An 18971-nucleotide genomic window follows, 5' to 3' on the forward strand; every position below is an offset into this window, starting at 1 on the left:
CTCAGGCGGACCACACCTGCCGGAACTTGCCGCTGCGGTCCGGCCGGGGTGGCTCCTCGGCAAACCGGACATCGACGCCGTCGGCGCCTTGGGCCGCGAAGAACGCACTAAGGCGATCCCGAGTCGCCGCCTGCACGGCAGCCGGCTCGGCGCCCGGCCAGAGCTCGAGCCGCACGGTGAGCGACCGCAGCCCGGTGCGGATCGCCTGGAACCGCCGGACGCCGGCGGTCTCCTCGATCACCGTCCCCAGCGCCAACGGCAACACGGTCACCACTGCGCCGTCCAACCCTGCGCCGTCCAGCCCTGCGCTGTCGAACTCTGCCCCTTCGGCGGCACCAAAGCTCAGTACGTCGCCACTGCGCCCTTCGACCCGCAGCGTGGGAAACGGACTGCCGCAGGCGCACGGCCCGGCACCCAGCTGCACCCGGTCGCCCAGGTTGTACCGGATCAGCGGCTGGACCCGGTTGGCCAGGTTGGTGACCAGCACCGTGTGGGAGAGTTCCCCGGCCGGCACGGGACGGAAGGCGTCGTCCACCGGCTCCACGATGTTCCAGTCCGCGTTGACATGAAGCAGCCCCTGCCGGCAGCGGCTGGTCAGGGCGAGGGCCTCCGAGGCAAGGTACCGCACAGTGACCCGGCAGCCGAGGGCCGCCTCGATGTCCGCCCCGGCATGGGCTGCCAGGGACTCCCCGGAAGCGACCGCCAGGAGCGGATGTATTCTGAGCCGTCCCGATTTCTGTTCGGCGGCCAGTTGCAGCATGGCGCTCGGATAGCCGTAGAGGACGGTCGGCTGGAAGTCGTTGAGGTCCGCCACGAGGTCCGGGAGCGGCCGGAGCACGGAGAACACGCGGACCCTGCGGGCAATGCGGGGGCTGCGTCGCCGCGCGGCTTCGGTCAACACGACGCCGGCAAAGTGGCCGCCGTCCGCGATCAGCGCCGCGGCCCGCAGCCCCCGGTGCAGGAAAGCGCGGGCCTCCGCAGCCGTCATCAGGGTCCGCCGTTCGCGGATCGGGCCGAGGAGGCTCGCCACCAGCTGCGAGGTCCGGTCGTGGACCAGGACCGCGGGGTCCCCCGTGGACCCCGACGACGTCACCACGAGGTACTGCCCGCGGTAGAGGCCGCCGATGCGCGAGGGGGCATCGAGCAGGTCTTGCTTCAGCCCGGCGAGCGTGATGTGCGGGTCGGTGACCCATTCGTCGAAGTTCTCCATGAGCTCGCGTTTGCCCACCGGAGGCAGCTCCCCCAGGTTCGTGACCGGATCGGTGACCGTGTCCGGAACGTCCCGGTACAGCCTGCGGTAGTAGGGCGAGGAGGACCGCGCGCACTCAACCAGCGCGGCGAGCCGGTCCCGTTGCCGGCGGGCGATCGCGTCCTGGCTTGCCCGCCCGGCTCGCCAGATGTCCCACGCGATCCCGGTCAGTCGTGTCATCCCGAGAGGAGAGCCGCGCATCACCCATCATCCTTTCGCGGGGCCGGCACTCCAGATCTCGGCCTCACCCGCTCTTTCACGCTCACCCGCTCTTCCACGCTCGCACCCTCTCCCACGCTGGCACGGCGGCGGCCGCCCCAACAGGGGCTTTAGGCACCGGCGGGACCTGGGCATATGCCCGGACACCGTCGAATTGCTGGACTAACGGCAGGCAGCACCACAGACTGTGTACAACGGCTGGCTGGGCGGCGTAAGAATTCCTGCCTCCAGGCCGGCCGAGACTACCAGCAGCATCGTTTGGGGCTTTGCTTAATACCTTTTTCCACCGCCGTGAAAGGACCTGGTTATGCCGGACTTGTCATTTTTGTATCCGCTCATTTCGATCATCCTGGGGGCGGTCGCCGTCGTCGGCGTCATCTGGGTGGCAACAAAACTGATGTGGAAGGTAGCGGAACCGAACGAGGCCCTCATCATCTCCGGGCTGACCCGCGGCACGCTGGAAACCCGGGAGGGGATGGACTTCAAGATCGTCACGGGCAAGGGGGCCCTGGTGCTGCCCGGCCTCCAGACTGTGCGGCCGCTGTCCCTGACGCTGAATGAAACCGAACTCAAGGTCTCCTGCGTGACCTCCCAGGGCATCCAGGTGATTGTCGACGGCGTGGTCATCTACAAGATCGGGGACGCCCCGCCGTTCATTGCCAACGCCGCACGGCGGTTCCTGGGCCAGCAGCCCAAGATGGAAAGCCAGGTGTACAACGTCTTCGAGGGCCACCTGCGTTCGATCATCGGCAGCATGACGGTCGAGGAAATCATCCGCGAGCGCGACAAACTGGCCTCCCAGGTCCGCAGCGCCAGCGGCGTCGAAATGGAAAAGCTAGGCCTGGTGGTCGACTCGCTGCAGATCAAGGACCTCCAGGACCCCACGGGCTACATCCAGAACATCGCCAAGCCGCACATCGCCATGGTCAAGATGGAAGCCCGCATCGCGGAGGCCACCCGGAACCGGGAGGCCGCAGAAAAGGAAGCGGAGGCCGAGGCCCTGATTGCCGACGCCCGGAGCGTGTCCGCGATCCGGCAGTCCGAGGCGCAGGCCAATGCCGAGCGCGCCAAGGCGAACGCGGCCCAGGCCGGGCCGCTGGCGGACGCGACGGCGCGTCAGCAGGTGGTGGTCCAGGAAACCGAAGTGGCCAAGCTCGAGGCCGACCGGGAGGAGCAGAAGCTACAGACCACCGTCCGCAAGCCCGCCGACGCGAGGGCCTACGCCAAGCGCACCGATGCCGAGGGTCAGAAATCCGCAGACATCAGCGCGGCCGAGGCGCTGGCCCGGCGCACCGAGCTCGAGGCTACGGCCAACGCCCGGCGGACTGAGCTGCAAGCCCAGGCGAACGCGACGGCGGCAGCGGCGGCGGCCGGGGCCACCAAGGTCACCGGCGAGGCCGAGGCCGCCGCCACGAAGGCCCGCGGCGATGCCGCCGCCTCCGCCATCAAGGCCAAGGCACTGGCCGAGGCGGAAGGCATCAAGGCCCGTGCCGAAGCACTCGCAACCAACCAGGACGCCGTCATCTCCCAGCAGCTCGCCGAGAACATGCCGGCGATCGTGGCGGCGGCGGCCGAGCCGTTTTCCCACGTCGGCCAGATGACCGTCCTCAACGGCGGCGAAGGGGTCAACCGGATGATCGGCGGTATTTTGGCACAGGTGGGCGATTACCTCCCGGCACTCTCCACCGCGCTCAAGCACGGCCGGGACGCCGCCAAACGGGATACCAAGGCTCCGGGGGCGTAGTGGCCGCCATGCGAGGGCAAACACGGGGATTCTGATGCACAAGGATGTTGACCGGAGCCTGACCGGAAAGATCGGGCGGGTCACGGGTCGGATCGGCCCGGGCACCATCGGCGAGGTCATGCTCCCCGTCCGCGGCGGAACCAGCGCGTTCCATGCGCACCCGTTCGACAAGAGCAGCGTCTTCGCCGTGGGCGAGCAGGTCCTGGTCATCTATTTTGAACCGCCGCAAACCGTGTTTGTGGACGAGCTTCCGGATATCCTCAAGGCCGAATGACCCCCTCTGGACGCTTGGAGGCGACGGGCGTATTCTGAAGTTCCGTAGCCTCTGGAGGTATTTTCAGATGGAAGGCAATATGCGTGCGCGTAGCGGTCCGGGTGTGAGGATAGTGATGGTTTCCGGCATCCGTTCCCTCTTCCCGGTCGGCAACTGGCCCGATCCGCTGTAGCTCGTCTTTCGTCATGCCGTCCGGCACCGCTGCTTTGTCGGGTTTTGCGCCTCGGACGCATGGCCGCAGTCAAGTACGCCCTCTTGGCACTTCCTAGCTAGGTCCCCGCACGCCCCCGCCCTGACCGCCCATTTTCCGCGCTGTCCGCCCCGTGGCAGTTCACGCCTGAGCGCGCCCACCTGTTAACCCACTCTTCCCCTGCAGGCCACACCCGCTCCCCCGCGCCGCAAGCCGCCGCCCGCACCGTTGAGGAGTGAGGATCACAATCGTCGCCGAATCATTCCTGCCGCTCATGAACGGAGTCACCCACTCCATCCTGCGCGTGCTGGAGCATCTGCAGGAGCGCGGGGACGAGGTGCTCGTGATCGCGCCGTCCACGCAGGACACGGACGTCCCGGACGAGGTCTATGGCGCCCACGTCCACCGGCTCCCCTCGGTTCCGCTGGCCGGCTATGCCAATGTGCGGGTGGCGATGGGCGGTGTGTATCGGGTCAAGCGAATCCTTGCCGACTACGCGCCCGACGTCGTTCACCTCGCGTCCCCGTTCGTGCTCGGCTGGCGGGCAGCGCAGGCGGCCCACCAGCTCGGCATCCCCACGGTCGCCATCTACCAGACCGAGGTCCCCGGCTACGCGGGCCGCTACGGCGTCCCCTTCCTGGAGAACTGGGCCTGGAACCGGGTGGACCAGATCCACCTGCTGGCCTCGCGCACCCTGGTCCCCTCCACCTTTGCGCTCAACCAGCTCCGCGGCCGCGGCATTCCGCGCGTGGACATGTGGCGGCGCGGCGTGGACACCCAGCGGTTCAACCCCGCGAAGCGCGACGTCGGCTGGCGGGCTTCGGTGGCACCCGGCGGCGAGCGCCTGATCGGCTACGTGGGCCGGCTGGCGGCGGAGAAGCAGGTGGAGGATCTGGCGGTGCTGGGCGATGTTCCCGGGACCCGGCTGGTGATCGTGGGCGACGGGCCCCAGCGGCCAGCCCTGGAAGCCGCGCTGCCGCAGGCGGTCTTCACCGGATTCCTCGGCGGCGCCGACCTCGCCCGGGCGGTGGCGTCCTTCGATCTCTTCGTCCATCCCGGCGAGTTCGAGACCTTTTGCCAGACCATCCAGGAGGCCATGGCATCCGGAGTGCCGGTGGTGGCCACGGGCCGAGGCGGCCCGCTGGACCTCGTGGAGAATTCGCGGACCGGCTGGCTGTACGAGCCCGGCGACCTTGCCGCGCTCCGTGCCCGGGTGGTGGACCTGATGGGCGACGACGCCAAGCGCCGCGCGTTCGCCGCGGCAGCGCACGCCTCGGTCCAGGGCCGGACGTGGTCCGTCCTCGGGGCCGAACTCGTTGGCCATTACAAGGCCGTGACCCGGGAACCCCTAATTGGCCAGTCCCCTCTCGTTGCCCTGTCACTTAGGGCGGCCAACCCGGGCTTTTGAGCACCCTAGGTGATAGCGCAACGGGGCGTTTGGTCCTTACCCGCGGGCCTGGATCCGCTCCGCCCACGTGTTGACACCCAAGGGAGCCTCGGGACGCCTATGATTTCCCGAGGGGAGGGTTCTAAATGTCTCGTTGGTGGTCTCAGGTTCGCACGGCGGCAGCCCGGTGACGGCGTCGTCGTGCCCGGAGGAAGCTTCCGGCGCAGTCCCAGAGGAAGTCTCCGGCGCGGTCCCGGGCTACGGGGATCTCGTGGAATCCAGCCCCGATGCCCTGCTGGTGGTGGCCGAGGACGGGTCCATCAGGATGGTCAACACCGCCGCGGAGCGCATGTTCGGGTACGCCCGTGCGGAGCTCGTGGGCTCGGACCACCGCATTCTTTTGGCCGAGGGGTTCCGGAACGGGCTAGAGCGGCTGTTCTTCAACCTCCGCCGCGACGCGCACACAGACGCCGACGGCGACGAGGCAGACACCGCTCCCGTGGAGGCCTACGGGGTGAGGCGGGACGGCACGGAGTTCCAGGCCGAGGTGGCCGGGGCCATCTTCGTGACCGGGGACGGCGCTGGTAATGGAACTGCGAGCATGATCGCCGCGGTCCGGGACACCTCGCACCGGCCGGAGAACGATGACAGCCTCCGCGAGGCCATGTCGCTGCTGAGCGCGACGCTCGAATCCACGGCCGACGGCATCCTCGTGGTCAGCAGCGAGGGCGAGATCGCCGGCGTCAACAATCAGTTCCTCACCATGTGGGGCATCCCTCGGGAAATGCTGGCCACCGGGGACGATGAGGCCGTCATGGGCTTCGTCCTGGACCAACTGCGGGAGCCGGCCCAGTTTGTCGAAAAGGTCGAGGCTCTCTACGCCGATCCCGCGGCAGAAAGCCACGACATCCTGGAATTCCGCGACGGCCGGACTTTCGAACGCTATTCGCGCCCCCAAAAAGTCGCGGACCAGGTGGTCGGACGGGTATGGAGCTTCCGCGACGTGACCGCGGCCAAGGTTGCCCAGGACCGGATCACCCGGGCCATGGCAGACCTCGCCGCGCAGTCCGCCCAGCTCAAGGCGCTGGCGTTCCGGGATGGATTGACCGGGCTGTCCAACCGCCAGCTGTTCAACGACCGGCTCGCCAGCGCCCTCGCGGATCCGCGCGGCACCGCCGTGGACGTCCTGCTGCTGGACCTGGACGACTTCAAGGAAGTCAACGACATCCTGGGCCACCATGCCGGGGACCAGATGCTCATTGAGGTAGGCCGGCGGCTGCGCGCGTGCGTGCGGCCGGACGACGTCGTGGCCCGGCTGGGCGGCGACGAGTTCGTGGTGCTCCTGATCGAGTCGCTGGAGCCCGAGGCGGTTGCTGTCCGGATCGTCGACTCGCTGCGCGTCCCGGTGTGGATCGACGGCACCATGTTGCGGCCCAGCCTCAGCCTGGGGATCGCCTCGATCGGCGAGGCCGCCGTGGACGCCTCCGAGCTCCTGCGCCGTGCTGACGTCGCGATGTATGCCGCCAAGGCCGCCGGCAAGAACCGGTACATGCGCTTCCGGCCGGAGATGTTGAAGGCCCTGGTGGACCGCAACGACCTCGAGGCCGGCTTGCGGCTCGCCGTGGACAGCGGACAGATCGCCGTCCACTACCAGCCGATCGTCTCCGCCGGCAGCGGGACAGTGACCAAGGTCGAGGCCCTGGCCCGCTGGGTACGCGACGACGCGCTAGTTCCGCCCAAGCAGTTCATTCCGGCGGCGGAACGCAGCGGCCTCATTGTCGAGATCGGCACCGAGGTGCTGCTGCGCGGCTGCACCGAGCTCAAGCCCTGGCTGGAGGAGGACTCCTCCCGGTCGCTGGCCGTGAACGTCTCCGGGGTCCAGCTGCAGCACGGGGACTTCGCCGAGCTGGTCCTGGCCGTAACGGAATCCTGCGGCGTGGACCCGCGCCAGCTCGTCCTGGAAGTGACGGAGAGCGTCTTCTTCGAGGACGACTGCCACGTGATCCAGCAGCTCATGAGCCTGCGCACGGTCGGCGTCCGCGTGGCGCTGGATGACTTCGGCACCGGATTTTCCTCCCTGGGGCGCCTGCAGGGCCTGCCCGTGGACACGCTGAAGATCGATCAGTCGTTCGTGTCCATGATCAAGACCGGCACGGAACGGCTGCCCATCCTGAACGCCATGATCGGCATGGCCCACGGACTGGGGCTCACCGTCACAGCAGAGGGCGTGGAAACGTCCGCCCAGGCCGGCTACCTGATGAAGCTGGACTGCGATGCCCTGCAGGGTTTCCTGTTTTCGGGCCCCCAGCCGGAGGCCGCGCTCAAGCCTGCGCTGGACCGCGCGGCCCGGGCCATCGCCGCGCTGCGGGGCGATCGGGTGCCCGGCAACCGGTGACCCGCCAAAGCTCCGTGGCCAATGTGCTGGACACAGGGCCGAAGGACCCTATGATGCAGGGAACGCATTGATCCGGGCACCTCGGCCGGGAACATCATCGCTGTATGAACTTCCGTCGCTTGGGGGCCGGTATCGCCGTGGGAACCAGAAACTCAGCTGCGGCCATCGCTGACCTCGAGGGCGTACCGCTGCCCGGGTAGCTCGGCTGGTGCCGGGTCCGGGCGACGTCGTGGCCCGGCTGCATTGCTGGCCTGGCAGCAGACTGCCATTCTTGGTGAATCCGCACATCCGACAGCGAACGAAAGGAAGAGACGATGCCGCTCTATCTGTCGAAGTTCAGCTACACACCGGAGACCTGGGCGAGGCTGATGAGCAACCCCGAGGACCGCGGAAAGGCCGCCCAGGCATACATCGAATCGGTCGGAGGAAAACTCCATGGATTCTGGTACGCATTCGGCGCCCACGACGGCTACAACTTATGGGAGGCTCCCGACAACGTGTCCATGGCCGCGGTTGCCTTGGCGATCAGCGGAGGAGGCGCACTGAGCTCTTTCGAAACGACAGTGCTCTTGACCGTCGACGAAACGATGGAAGCCCTGCGGAAAGCCGAACAGATTAAGTACCGCCCGCCCGGCACCTGACATTCCACGCGAACTGGCACCACGGCCAGGCTGCAGTGCAACGCACTCCTGGCCGCTGGCATCGCGTCCGCCGTCCCGAAAGCGGTGCGCAAACTCGCGTCCGGGCTCCTCCCAAGTTTTCTATAGGGCCGTGTAAGCACCATTGGGCCTTATCGCGGACTCAACGTGGAGGCACAACCATGGACGCACGCTCCCCCCTGATTTCCGGCCCAGTCCTGAACCGGCGCCAGTTCGGACTGATCGTGGGGGGCGGGGCCTTCCTGCTGATGGCAGGCGGCACATACGCCGCCGTCTCCCGAAGCGGTCCACGGTCTGCAACGCAACTGGATACGGCCTTTGGTGTCCTGGCGGTCACCCGGGCCGGCCGCCTCGCCCGGCTGAACGCCCAGGGCCAACAGGCCTTCCGGTCAATCGAAAGCGCAGCCGCCGTGCTCGCCGATCCCGGAGCCATGGCCGCCGGCGCAAACAGGGCCGTCGCGGGCAGTTTCCATCGCGCCGCGAGCCCGACGACCCTCCCCGCAACTTCCCACGACCATGACCATGACAGCGCACCACCTGAGGATCCCGGCTGGCCCCAGCCGCTAAACCTGACCTGGGGCGACGTCGTCCTCCTCGAGGTTGAAGTCCGCAACTCCAGTCAGGAACCCGTGCTCTTCAGCCCCGGCCAACTGCGTCTCAGGTTGCTCCCGTCCGGAACCACTGTCACTCCACAGGACTTCGACCGCGGCCCGGGCTCGGTCGGGCCCGGGGCCGCAGAGCATCTCTGGATCAGCTACCTGGCGCCTCACGACGCCGTCGCGATGGAGCTGGAGTATTCGGAACCGGAACACGATGGCACGGCCGTCCTCCCCCTGCCGTCTCTGACGGTCAGCCAGGTGAAGTCATGAGCCCGCTCGATATCCACATTAATGACGGATTTCTGCCGATGGTGGACGGATCCCGCGTCTACCACCGGGGTTTCGGTGACCGGCGGACGCTGGTGAACGACCCGAAGCCCAGCCTGACGGTAAGCCCGAGGGTGTTCCTGCGCAACGGTTCGATCGTGGCGAGCCGCACCTACCCCCTGAAGGCCGCCATTCCCCCGCTCGGACGCCCGGCACCTGCCGCCAAGGACCCTGCCAACCCCGGGGAATTCCTGGTCCGCCGCGCATTCTGGGCCAGCTTCTTCCCGGAACGGACCCTGATCGCCGAAACAGGCAGCACCGTCAGCATCCGCGTCACCAACCACCTGGCCCAGGAGCACGCACTGCAGTTCCTCAACGCGGGAGCGGGGAACAGCCACGTCGGTACAGGCGTGATCAGGCCCGGTCAAACCAAAACCCTGGAATTCGCGGCCCCCAAGGCAGGCACCTACCTTTACTGCGATCCTGGCGCCGATCCGGCCGATCCGACCGCCGACCCGGTCCAGCGCGTCCTGGGCCTTTTTGGTGCCCTGCTGGTCACCGATCCGGCCTCGCCGTGGCTGCCCATGCCCAACGGGCCGGAATTCGAACGCCAATGGTTGTGGATGCTCCACAACGTTGACCCGGTGTGGGCCGGCATCGCGTCGCGCAACGGAACGGTGGATCCCGACAAGACACCGGTGTATCCGCGGTTTTTTACGCTCAACGGCCGCAGCGGCTTCCAATCGCTGGCCGCGTCCACTGACCTGGCGCTGAACCGCGTGCGGGAAGAGGACTCCCTGATGTCAGGCTCGCCCCGGCAGATCGACGTCCGCAATTTCAGCCTGAGCGCCGCGGCAGGAACTGTGAGGACCGGCCAGCTGATGCGCTTCCTCAACGCCGGCGTCGTCCACCACCAGCTCCACTTCCACGGAAACCACCTTTGGACCGTCAACCGCAACGGGAGCATGTTTCCGCGTACCGGCGGAAACATTGACGCTGACGGTCACGTGGTGCTGCAGCAGTGGGAAGACGTCATCGAAATGCACCCGCTGGACCGCAAGGACTCCATGCTCCCGTTGAGGCGGCCGCCGGAAATTATCGATGAGGTGTGGAACGCCCGGAAAGAGGACTATGACTACCCGATGCATTGCCATGCCGAGCCCTCCCAGGTAGCGCGGGGCGGCATGTATCCCGGCGGGCTCGTTGGCCACTGGACCGTAGCGGCCCACGCACCCGGAAGCGAGGCCACCCACGAGCTGTTCCGCACCCAGGTCGATTTCAGCTCCCATCAGATGCACGAGGGAAGCCCCGAAACCGAGTTCCGCCAGAGCCCGGACGTGGAACACGAGTTCAAGTTCTTCAACCGCGAAATGGTGTTCGACGACGGCGGCAAATTCGAGATCTGGACCTTCGAGACCGAGAACTCCGGGAGGATCTTCCCCGCACCGCTGATCCGGCTCACCGAGGGGCAGCTGTTCCACGGCACTGTGCTCCCGAGCAAGAAAGTGCACACCATCCACTGGCACGGCATCGAGCCGGATCCACGCAACGACGGCGTCGGCCACACCTCCTTCGAGGTTTCCGGAAGCTACACCTATCAGTGGCGGCCGGAACGCGGGCAGCCCGGCAACCCGAATGTGGGCGCGTCCGGAACGTATTTCTACCACTGCCACGTCAACACCACACTGCACGTACAAATGGGCATGTTCGGCCCGCTGATCATCGACCCTCCAGTCCACCCGGACTTTCCGGTGACCAAAGGCGCCAGGCGGGCCTTCGTTGACGGACCGGAATACGACATCGACACCGAGACTCTCCTCGTCCCTTTCTCCGTCGACCCCCGCTGGCACGAACTCAACCACGCCGCCGGGCTCTCGGGCGAAGACGCCGGACTGGACAAGTTCAATCCCAAGCACTTCTACCTTCTGGGCGGTGAATTAGCCCGTGCCCCGAAAATAGAAGGCCCAATCCGGCTGACCCGCATCCGGGCCAGGATGGCAGGAGGTGCCACCAAACCCACCCTGCTGCGTCTGCTCAACGCCAACTACTTCCCGGTCAATGTGCGCTTCACCGATTCCGCAGGCAAGCCGGTTGTCATGGCTGAACTCATCTCGCACGACGGGCGGCCGTTCCGGGACACGTCCAACCCCACCGGACCGGCACGGCCGATTTCTTCCACAGGCCCTCTGCGGTCCAGCCTGATCAACTTCGGCGCCGCCGAACGCTACGACATGCTGCTGCGCCCGCCGGCACCGGGCACGTACTGGCTCACCGTGGACCTGCTGGACTGGATCACCGAGAAGGTCCTCTTCACTCGGAGGATTCCAGTCGTCGCCGTCTAGCGCGGCCCGGGTGGCGCGTTCGACACATCTGATTGCGGCGTGATACCCGTCACGTTCGGGGAGCCCGCACCGCATATGATTCAGTCAGTGCAGTGCGCCCTGCTCTTAGCAAGGTGCCCGCTATCCGTATTCACCGCCTGGGGGGCTGTCAGACATCATGGAAGCTGGTTTCGCACAACAACTGCTGGAGTACAGCCCGGACGCGCTTTTGCTGGTCGGCCCGGACGGATCCATTACCTTCCTCAACCCGGCCGCGGAACGGCTCTTTGGCTACCCGCGGGCGCAGCTCCTGGGCGCGGACCACAGCATGCTCCTGGCCGAGGCCTCACGGGAGGAATTCCACGGCGTCCTGGCCGGGCTGGGCAAGGCCGCCAGTCCCCGCTCGCCGTTCGCCGGCTCGGGCCGCCGTGCCGACGGCACTGAACTCCCGGTCGAAATCACGTGTGCCCTTGTCCCCCCGCCGGCAGGATCGGCCGACGCCGGAACGTCCGTGGCCCTCTCGATCCGTGGCGCTGCCGGAGGAAACCCCGGAGGAAACTCCAGTGCCGGCGGCGCCGGCCGTTCCCTAAGCGGCGACTTTCTCCGCCGTCGTACTCTTGTTTCAGGGGGAGCGACTGGCTTTGGGGGACTTCCGGCGGCTGCCGCTCCCGTGGCGTTTGTCGAGCACGACGACGAACTCAAGGCCGGGTCCCTCCGCGACCCGCTGACGGCGCTGCCCAACGGCCCCCTCTTCAACGAGCGCCTCGCCGCGGCCCTGCGCCGCCCGGATCCGGTGGACATCCTGCTGCTGAACGTCGATGACTTCAGGCACCTCAATGACGTGCTGGGACGCTCGGCGGCCGATGAGCTGCTGGTGGAGCTGGCGAGCAGGCTGCGCAACTGCGTCCGCCCGCATGACACCGTGGCCCGGGTCGGCGGCGACGAATTCGCGGTGCTGCTGACCGAGTGCCTCAACGCGGACGCGGTGGCCAGGCGGATCGCCGAGTCCCTCTACGCGCCCCTGCGCGCGGGCGGCTCCATGGTCCGGCCCGGCGTGAGCATGGGCCTGGCGTCCAAGTCAGGGCAGACGCTGGACGGGGCGGAACTGCTGCGGCAGGCCGACGCGGCCATGACCGCGGCGAAAGCCGCCGGGAAGAACACCTGGCTGCGGTTCCGGCCGGAGATGCTGAGCACCGCGGCCCACAAGGCCGACGGCGATTCCGGGCTCCGGCGCGCCGTCGAGCTCGGCCAGATCTCGGTGCACTACCAGCCCGTGGTCTCGCCCGGCATCGGTTCGGTGGTGCAGTTCGAGGCGTTCGCCCGGTGGGAACGGCACGGCCGGCTGGTGCCGCCGAACCAGTTCCTGCCCGTGGCGGAGCAGAGCGGCCTGATCCGCGAGATCGGCGATGAAGTCCTGCGCCGCGCCTGCGCCGAGATCCGGCCGTGGCTGGCCGGCGACCCCGCCTACAGCGTCGCCGTGAACGTCTCGGGCCTGCAGTTCCAGCACCGGGACTTCGCCACGGACGTGCTCGGGATTGCCGCGTCCACCGGTGTTGATCCGCACCAGCTCACGCTTGAGCTGACGGAGAGCGTGTTCTTCGACGCGTCCTCGGACGTGCTGGGCCAGCTGCGGCAGCTCCGCCAGGCCGGTGTCCGGATTGCCATGGATGACTTCGGCACCGGGTATTCCACGCTCGGCCGGCTCCAGGAGCTGCCCATGGACAACGTCAAGATCGACCGCTCCCTCGTGGCCATGATCAAAACCGGCCAGGAACAGCTCCCGTTCTTCGCCACCATGATCACGGCCGCGCATGCCCTCGACCTGTTGGTCACGGCGGAAGGCATCGAAACCCCCGCGCAGGCCAAGTACCTGATGGACCGCGGCTGCGATTCGCTGCAGGGTTACCTGTTCGCCAAGCCGGCCCCTGCAAGCCTCCTGGCGGGGACCATGGAGAGCGCCCTGAACGCCCTGGACAAGGTCGACGCCGGGGGGTAGCCGGGCGGTCGCCGGCGGGGCGCGCGCCGTTAGGGCCGGGTCGCCGGCTAAACCTGTCGGGATCCCCGCCGCTGGCGGGGATCCCGACGATTCACATTAGCGCTTTTCGCAGGCGATGCCGTCGTTGTCACGGTCCAGGTCGTATTCGCCCCAGTGCCGCGCACCGCCGTCGTTGTAGCTGTACACGGTGCTGTTGACGCGGAAGGTGGTGACCGGCTTTCCGCTGGTCTTGTCCCGGGCGCCGCTGCGGCCGACCCCGTGCGGAATTACGGCCGGTGCTCCAGCTTGTCGAGGTCCTGGGCCACCATCGCCTCGCTGCGCTGCCACAGGGCCTTGGCGAGGCCGGCGTCGTAAGCCTGCTTGTTGGCCTTGGAGAGCGTCCGTTTGGCGTAGTAGGCGCCGGAGATCCAGTCGTGGCCCGGGGTGGAGTTGGCGAGCCACACAAGGGTGTCTGCGCCCTGGTCCGGAGTCAGCATGAAGCGCTTGAGGAAGGACTTGTAGGCCAGGCGCATGGGGCTCGTGGAGTCGGCCGCGAAGTTGGTGGCCACGCCGCCTGGGTGGAACGCCGCCGTCGAGATCCCCTCGGTGTTGTAGCGGTTGTGGAGCTCGGTGGTGAAGAGGATGTTGGCGAGCTTGGCGTTGCCGTAGGCGCGGTTGGTGGAGTATTTGCGGGCCGCGTCGAGGTCGTCGATGTCCAGCTTGCCGAAGAGCGAATTCGCGACGCTCGAGGTGTTGATGACGGTGGCCTGGCTGGCGGTCAGCACGTCAATCAGCTCGGTGGTGAGCAGGAACGGGGCCAGGTGGTTGACCTGGAAGGTTGTCTCGTGGCCGTTCACGGTGAGCTCGCGCGGTCCCATGATGCCGCCGGCGTTGTTCGCCAGGACGTCGATCCGCGGGTACCTTTCCTTCAGCTGCGCGGCCAGTGTGCGCACCTGGGCAAGATCGGCGAAGTCACTGACAAAGAAGTCGGCGCCGATTTCGTTCGCGATCGTCTCGGTCTTCTGCGCGGAACGCCCGACGACGACCACTCGCTCCCCCTGCGCGGCGAAGGTCCGGGCGGCGGACGCGCCGATGCCGTCGCTGGCTCCGGTGATGACGATAGTGCGCTCGGGCATTGAAGTGTCCTTAGAACGAAGCGTTGGGCTGGTCTTTTGGAATCCAGCCCCGTCAAATTCTAACGAGCCCAACCAGGTGTTCGTTCCGGACGGGCCGGGGCTTTCCCCGGAATCTGCTGGGAGTTTCCCTGATCCCGCCGATGCATTGATCGGGGCTTGCGTGCGCAGTCAGCCCGTCGTTGCAGCGAATTTCAAGAGCCACTCGGGATGACTGAACCAACCCCTTCGAGGCCGCTGACCTTGACGGCAACCGTGGAGTCGGTGGTGGTTCCGTTGCCCAGTTGTCCGTCAGCGTTTTTCCCCCAGGCATATACGGTGCCGTCGGAGGTGAGCGCATAGCCGTTGTCGCCGTTCACCGCCAGGTGTTTCGCGTTCTGAACGCCCACGACCGGCGTCGGTACCAGCGCATTCGTGGTGGTTCCGTTCCCCAGCTGGCCGTAACGGTTGTTTCCCCAGCCCAGGACGCTACCGTCCCGACGCACGGCGTAGGCAGCTCCTAATGCCGCGGCGAGGGAGACGGTCCCGGAGGCGTTGTCCACGGGAACCGGGACGGCGGAGTTCGCAGTGCTCCCGTTGCCGAGTTGGCCGAAGTTGTTGGAGCCCCACGCCATGACGGCTCCGCTGTCGAGCAATGCGTAGGCGCTGTACATTCCGGAGACTACCGAGGTCACGCCGGACAAGCGTGGAATCGCCGTGGGCTCTCTCACCACAGCGTCATTGCTTGGGTTTCCATTGCCCAATGCCATTCCCTCGTTGGACCCCCACGACAGGACCTTCCCGTCAGTGGTCCTGGCGTAAGTGGTTTGCCCTGCTGTGGTGATTGAAGCGATTCCAGCTAAGCCGTGCACCTTGACGGGTGTGGACGTACTAACTGTTGTGCCGTTCCCCAGTTGGCCGCTCCGGTTGTCGCCCCAGGCATAGACGCTGCCGTCATTCAGCAACGCGTACGCGACCGATTCGCCGGCAACGACGGCTGCCACTCCGGACAGGCCCTTGACGGCCACAGGTACACGGGAGCCTGTTGTGGATCCGTTTCCCAGCTGACCGCGGGTATTCGCACCCCACGCTCGAACTGAACCATCCCTCAGCACGGCGTAGGCCGTTTGATACCCTGCTTCGATTGCCGCCACGCCGCCGAGCCCCTTGACCGTGACGGGGTTTAGCCCTTCGGCAGTGGTGCCGTTGCCCAGCTGGCCGGCGGCGTTGTCGCCCCAGGCCTTCACGGTTCCATCCTTGAGCAGCGCGTACCGGGAGTAGTAAGCCGCCTTGATGCTCGTGGCGTTGACCCCCAGCACCTGATCCGGGCTGGAAGTGCCTTCCCCATAGCCTGTGCCTGCTTCACGGGCGTAGTTGCCGCCCCAGGTGTAGGCCGCTCCTTCAGTCGGTGTGCCGGCCACGTAGTAGCCGGCGACGTCGGCAATCAGTTGCGCTCTACCCTTCGAACGGTTGAAGAGCGTGACCTTGCCGTCCGCCCCGACAGGCACTGTGACCAAGTTCGGAACCGTTTGCCCCCTGGAATAGTTCAGGTTTGATGCATCGCTCCGCTTCGTGCCGCTGGGGTAGGCCGAGACGAACCCAAAGGTTTCCGTTTCAGTCACTGTCAGGTTGAACACCACCGACGCAGCTCCCGCCGGGACGCCGTTGGCCCCTGCGGCCTGGAACGAGACCGCCACGTCGGCCGCCGCTGCGGAACTCTTGCGCGTGTCCAGCACCCGTGACGGCGCCAGCGGATGAAATACGCCGGGCGCCGTGGGATCTCCGGGCAGGAAGTAGCCTGCAACGTCCGCCAAAAGCTGCACGCTACCGGAGGACTGGTTGAACAAACTCACCTTCCCGTCAGCGCCGACGGGAACAGTGACAAGATTCGGCACCGTCTGGTCCTTCAAATAGTTCAGGCTCGACGACGTTGGCCGCTTCGTCCCGCTCGGATACGCTGTCACGAATCCAAAGGACTTTGCCTCGGAGGCGGTCAGGTTGAAGACCACGGCCGCAGCGGTCGACGGTATGCCGTGTACCCCGGCGGCTTGGAAGGACACTGCCGAGCCCGGTCCCACAGCATTTCTGGTGCGCGTGTCCAGGAAACGGGTTGGTGCCATTGGCTGGAATGCTCCAGGCTGGCTGACCGCCCCTTCCAGATAGAAGCCGGCCACATCGACAATGAGGTGGGCCGTTCCTGGCGAGCGGTTGAACAGGGTGACTTTGCCATCGGCTCCGACGGGCGCCGTGACGAGATTCGACACCGTCTGGCCAGTGGAATAGTTCAGATTCGAGGCGGACGGCTTGGCGCCCCCGCCGGCGTAGGCTGTCACGAACCCGAAGGACCCGGGTTCCGTCACGGTGAGGTTGAACACCACCGCTGCGATGCCGCTGGATGTGCCCTTGTACTCGGCCACCGAGAAGGAAACCGACGAATCGGAGCCGACGGGCGTGCCTCCACCCCATCGTGTATCCAGCACCCGTCTCGGTGCTACGGACCGAAAGGCTCCAGGGTCCCCCGGAGTCGTCATTCCGGACGCCATTGCCATCGCGGAATGGATGAATGCAGAAGGCACAATTGCCTGCGCCGGGCCAGCTGAAGCGGCCCCTCCCAACATGATGCTGCAAATCAATACTGCCGTCAGTTTTTGAACCCAAGCTTTTGAGCGCACAGTTCGCACAAGTCCCCCCACAGACCAGAATTTATGGGCTACACAAAAGAGCCGTGAGACGGACTCTAGCATCCAAACGGCCGATTCCATCCAGAGCCAGCTCGTCCAATTTCATGGTGTGGGGGGTTCAATGCGGGAGGACCCCCAACGTGTGGTTGGGGGTCCTCGACCGTGGATGGTGTTCCGGCGGTGACCTACTCTCCCACACCCTCCCGGGTGCAGTACGTGTCCATCCAGTCTGGGCCGTGTACCCCGGCCAAAGGGCAACGAGGATCTTCAGGCGACGCGCCTTGGCGCAGGTATCGCAAGAATGATGGCAACGGGACGGATATGTCAGCGCCAGTCGTCAATCACATAGGCGTCGGGGTGGCTGTAGCCGGGCTCGTTGGGCCGGTGCATGGTCACGCCCTGCAACCCGGTACGGAAACCGCGGGCGACCATGCGCTGATAGGCATCCGGGCGACCCAGATTCATCCCGGCGTCGAGCTGACCCAGTCCGCGCTCGGCGGCCAGTTGCTCAACGGCGTCGAGTAGTCGTTCGAATCTGTCATCGGCCTGCCGGCCCGGGCGTACGGCACCGAACTTGACGAGGCACACATCCGCACCAGCCTCCGAGCCCGGTCCGCAGTGACAGACGGCCAGCCCGTCGAGCCCCGATTCGCCCGGAAGCAGTACGGTGTCGCCGAGCCCCTGCGCGTGCGTTGCCGCAATCTCGCGTTCCAGGTCCAGACCCTCGTATACGGCGTCGGTCAGGGCCTTGCAGGCATTGAGGTAGTCGGGCCGCTCGCCGGCGGACAGTTCGGCATACGTCACCCGGCCGGGCACCGTGCCAGGGGCCGCGACCTGCTTACGCATGACGGCGGTCAGGAAACGGGGCCAGAAGCCGTACCTGCGGTAGAGCTCGAGGTGTTTAGGACTGTGCGAGAAGGTGAACAGGCCGAGGTGGCTGTTCCCCCAGGTCTCGAAGCAGCCCATGATCGGCTCCATCAGGCTTTTGCCGACGCCCTGGTCCCACAGGTCCGGACGCACGGTCAACGGTCCGAAGAACCCGACGCTGCCCCAGTTGGCGGCGAAGTTCGATCCGGCGAGCTCGCCGTCGACCGTCGCGGCGAAGGCGGCGTGCGGATCGGCGGCAAAGCGAGTGCGGACATAGTCGGCGGTCCCGAACGGATCGGGGACCCCGAGGAACGTCCCGAACGCCGCCCTGCAGATCTCGTCAGCGCGATCGAGGTCCGTCTCGCGCAGCGGCCGGACCGACGCCGGGCCCCCGACACTCTTTCGCCCGGGTTCCTGTGCGGTCATGAGTCTCTCCCTCCACGACGTCACGCATCAAACCATCAGACGCAACCCCATCGCGAAACGAGTCCGACACTCCCGGCGATAGGGTCACGTGGGGTGGTCTAAATCGCTGCGCGCGTTGCTTGGTGGTGGTGTGCATTATGGCGTGAGTTGGGTGGCCTCGTCCAGCACTCCCGCCTACTCTAACCATGCTCATCTGCGAAGGCGCGTTAAATGCGGGAGGACCCCCAACCTGTGGTTGGGGGTCCTCGACCGTGAATGGTGTTCCGGCGGTGACCTACTCTCCCACACCCTCCCGGGTGCAGTACCATCGGCGCTGTGGGTCTTAGCTTCCGGGTTCGGGATGGGACCGGGCGTTTCCCCCACGCTATGACCGCCGTAACCCTGTGTCCCGTACCCGCCGGCGCCTGGTGGCGTGGGGGTGGGAAATCTGGTGGTTACAACATCTGTGGTGTTGTTATTTTGTTGTCGGTTCTCAAGCAACGGGTTTGTTGTTTGGGAACCACATAGTGGACGCAAGCAGTCTTGTTTCTTTGTACCCTTCCCGGGGTGTGAACGTCTTTTGAATCCGTTCACGGGATGGGTGTGTGGTGTAAGTTATCGGCCTAT

At 66.4% G+C, this 18971-nt stretch carries 13 protein-coding genes and 1 rRNA gene; 8 read left to right on the forward strand and 6 right to left on the reverse strand.

What is annotated here, in order from left to right:
- Nucleotide 1 precedes the first annotated feature (1 nt).
- Nucleotides 2-1429 carry a phenylacetate--CoA ligase family protein gene (locus LQV16_RS11465; protein ID WP_229994014.1) on the reverse strand — a complete coding sequence of 476 codons (1428 nt, stop codon included), beginning with the start codon at nucleotides 1427-1429 and terminating at the stop codon, nucleotides 2-4.
- A 346-nt stretch (nucleotides 1430-1775) separates the two neighbouring features.
- On the opposite strand from LQV16_RS11465, the gene LQV16_RS11470 reads away from it, so the two are divergent.
- The 8 genes from LQV16_RS11470 (at nucleotide 1776) to LQV16_RS11505 (ending at nucleotide 13300) form a co-directional block, all read left to right on the forward strand.
- Nucleotides 1776-3212, forward strand: coding sequence for a flotillin family protein (locus LQV16_RS11470; RefSeq protein ID WP_229994015.1), 1437 nt, complete (start codon nucleotides 1776-1778; stop codon nucleotides 3210-3212).
- A 34-nt stretch (nucleotides 3213-3246) separates the two neighbouring features.
- Nucleotides 3247-3486 carry a hypothetical protein gene (locus LQV16_RS11475; RefSeq protein ID WP_229994016.1) on the forward strand — a complete coding sequence of 80 codons (240 nt, stop codon included), beginning with the start codon at nucleotides 3247-3249 and terminating at the stop codon, nucleotides 3484-3486.
- A 425-nt stretch (nucleotides 3487-3911) separates the two neighbouring features.
- Nucleotides 3912-5084 carry a glycosyltransferase family 1 protein gene (locus LQV16_RS11480; RefSeq protein WP_229994017.1) on the forward strand — a complete coding sequence of 391 codons (1173 nt, stop codon included), beginning with the start codon at nucleotides 3912-3914 and terminating at the stop codon, nucleotides 5082-5084.
- Between the two features lie 250 nt (nucleotides 5085-5334).
- Nucleotides 5335-7458 carry an EAL domain-containing protein gene (locus LQV16_RS11485; protein ID WP_229994026.1) on the forward strand — a complete coding sequence of 708 codons (2124 nt, stop codon included), beginning with the start codon at nucleotides 5335-5337 and terminating at the stop codon, nucleotides 7456-7458.
- 314 nt (nucleotides 7459-7772) lie between these two features.
- Nucleotides 7773-8099: a GYD domain-containing protein gene (locus LQV16_RS11490; protein ID WP_090583485.1), complete on the forward strand. Its 327-nt coding sequence runs from the start codon at nucleotides 7773-7775 to the stop codon at nucleotides 8097-8099.
- A 179-nt stretch (nucleotides 8100-8278) separates the two neighbouring features.
- A complete protein-coding gene (locus LQV16_RS11495; protein WP_229994018.1) occupies nucleotides 8279-8986 on the forward strand; it encodes a hypothetical protein in 708 nt (235 codons plus the stop codon).
- Nucleotides 8983-11325, forward strand: a complete 2343-nt coding sequence (locus LQV16_RS11500) for a multicopper oxidase domain-containing protein (RefSeq protein ID WP_229994019.1) — start codon at nucleotides 8983-8985, stop codon at nucleotides 11323-11325. Before LQV16_RS11495 ends, LQV16_RS11500 begins: the two co-directional genes overlap by 4 nt.
- 157 nt (nucleotides 11326-11482) lie before the next feature.
- A complete protein-coding gene (locus tag LQV16_RS11505; RefSeq protein ID WP_229994020.1) occupies nucleotides 11483-13300 on the forward strand; it encodes a bifunctional diguanylate cyclase/phosphodiesterase in 1818 nt (605 codons plus the stop codon).
- 96 nt (nucleotides 13301-13396) lie between these two features.
- On the opposite strand, the gene LQV16_RS11510 is transcribed toward LQV16_RS11505, so the two are convergent.
- The 5 genes from LQV16_RS11510 to rrf form a co-directional block, all read right to left on the reverse strand.
- Nucleotides 13397-13486 (reverse strand): excalibur calcium-binding domain-containing protein, encoded by a 90-nt coding sequence (locus LQV16_RS11510; RefSeq protein WP_229994021.1) that lies wholly within the window; start codon nucleotides 13484-13486, stop codon nucleotides 13397-13399.
- Nucleotides 13487-13566: 80 nt separating this feature from the next.
- Nucleotides 13567-14415, reverse strand: coding sequence for an SDR family NAD(P)-dependent oxidoreductase (locus tag LQV16_RS11515; protein ID WP_229994022.1), 849 nt, complete (start codon nucleotides 14413-14415; stop codon nucleotides 13567-13569).
- Nucleotides 14416-14606: 191 nt separating this feature from the next.
- Nucleotides 14607-16871 (reverse strand): RCC1 domain-containing protein, encoded by a 2265-nt coding sequence (locus LQV16_RS11520; protein ID WP_229994023.1) that lies wholly within the window; start codon nucleotides 16869-16871, stop codon nucleotides 14607-14609.
- A 525-nt stretch (nucleotides 16872-17396) separates the two neighbouring features.
- Nucleotides 17397-18365 (reverse strand): GNAT family N-acetyltransferase, encoded by a 969-nt coding sequence (locus LQV16_RS11525; RefSeq protein ID WP_229994024.1) that lies wholly within the window; start codon nucleotides 18363-18365, stop codon nucleotides 17397-17399.
- A 261-nt stretch (nucleotides 18366-18626) separates the two neighbouring features.
- Nucleotides 18627-18743: ribosomal RNA gene (gene rrf, locus LQV16_RS11530) — 5S ribosomal RNA — on the reverse strand.
- Nucleotides 18744-18971: the final 228 nt, after the last annotated feature.

The organism is Arthrobacter sp. Bi26 (genome assembly GCF_918697925.1).
In the GTDB taxonomy this organism is placed as follows: Bacteria; Actinomycetota; Actinomycetes; order Actinomycetales; family Micrococcaceae; genus Arthrobacter.

Bases quoted from the DNA above. Each gene is read 5' to 3' on its own strand.
- LQV16_RS11465 (WP_229994014.1), bottom strand. From the start codon at position 1,429: ATGACACGACTGACCGGGATCGCGTGGGACATCTGGCGAGCCGGGCGG.
- LQV16_RS11470 (WP_229994015.1), top strand. From the start codon at position 1,776: ATGCCGGACTTGTCATTTTTGTATCCGCTCATTTCGATCATCCTGGGG.
- LQV16_RS11475 (WP_229994016.1), top strand. From the start codon at position 3,247: ATGCACAAGGATGTTGACCGGAGCCTGACCGGAAAGATCGGGCGGGTC.
- LQV16_RS11490 (WP_090583485.1), top strand. From the start codon at position 7,773: ATGCCGCTCTATCTGTCGAAGTTCAGCTACACACCGGAGACCTGGGCG.
- LQV16_RS11495 (WP_229994018.1), top strand. From the start codon at position 8,279: ATGGACGCACGCTCCCCCCTGATTTCCGGCCCAGTCCTGAACCGGCGC.
- LQV16_RS11500 (WP_229994019.1), top strand. From the start codon at position 8,983: ATGAGCCCGCTCGATATCCACATTAATGACGGATTTCTGCCGATGGTG.
- LQV16_RS11505 (WP_229994020.1), top strand. From the start codon at position 11,483: ATGGAAGCTGGTTTCGCACAACAACTGCTGGAGTACAGCCCGGACGCG.
- LQV16_RS11515 (WP_229994022.1), bottom strand. From the start codon at position 14,415: ATGCCCGAGCGCACTATCGTCATCACCGGAGCCAGCGACGGCATCGGC.
- LQV16_RS11525 (WP_229994024.1), bottom strand. From the start codon at position 18,365: ATGACCGCACAGGAACCCGGGCGAAAGAGTGTCGGGGGCCCGGCGTCG.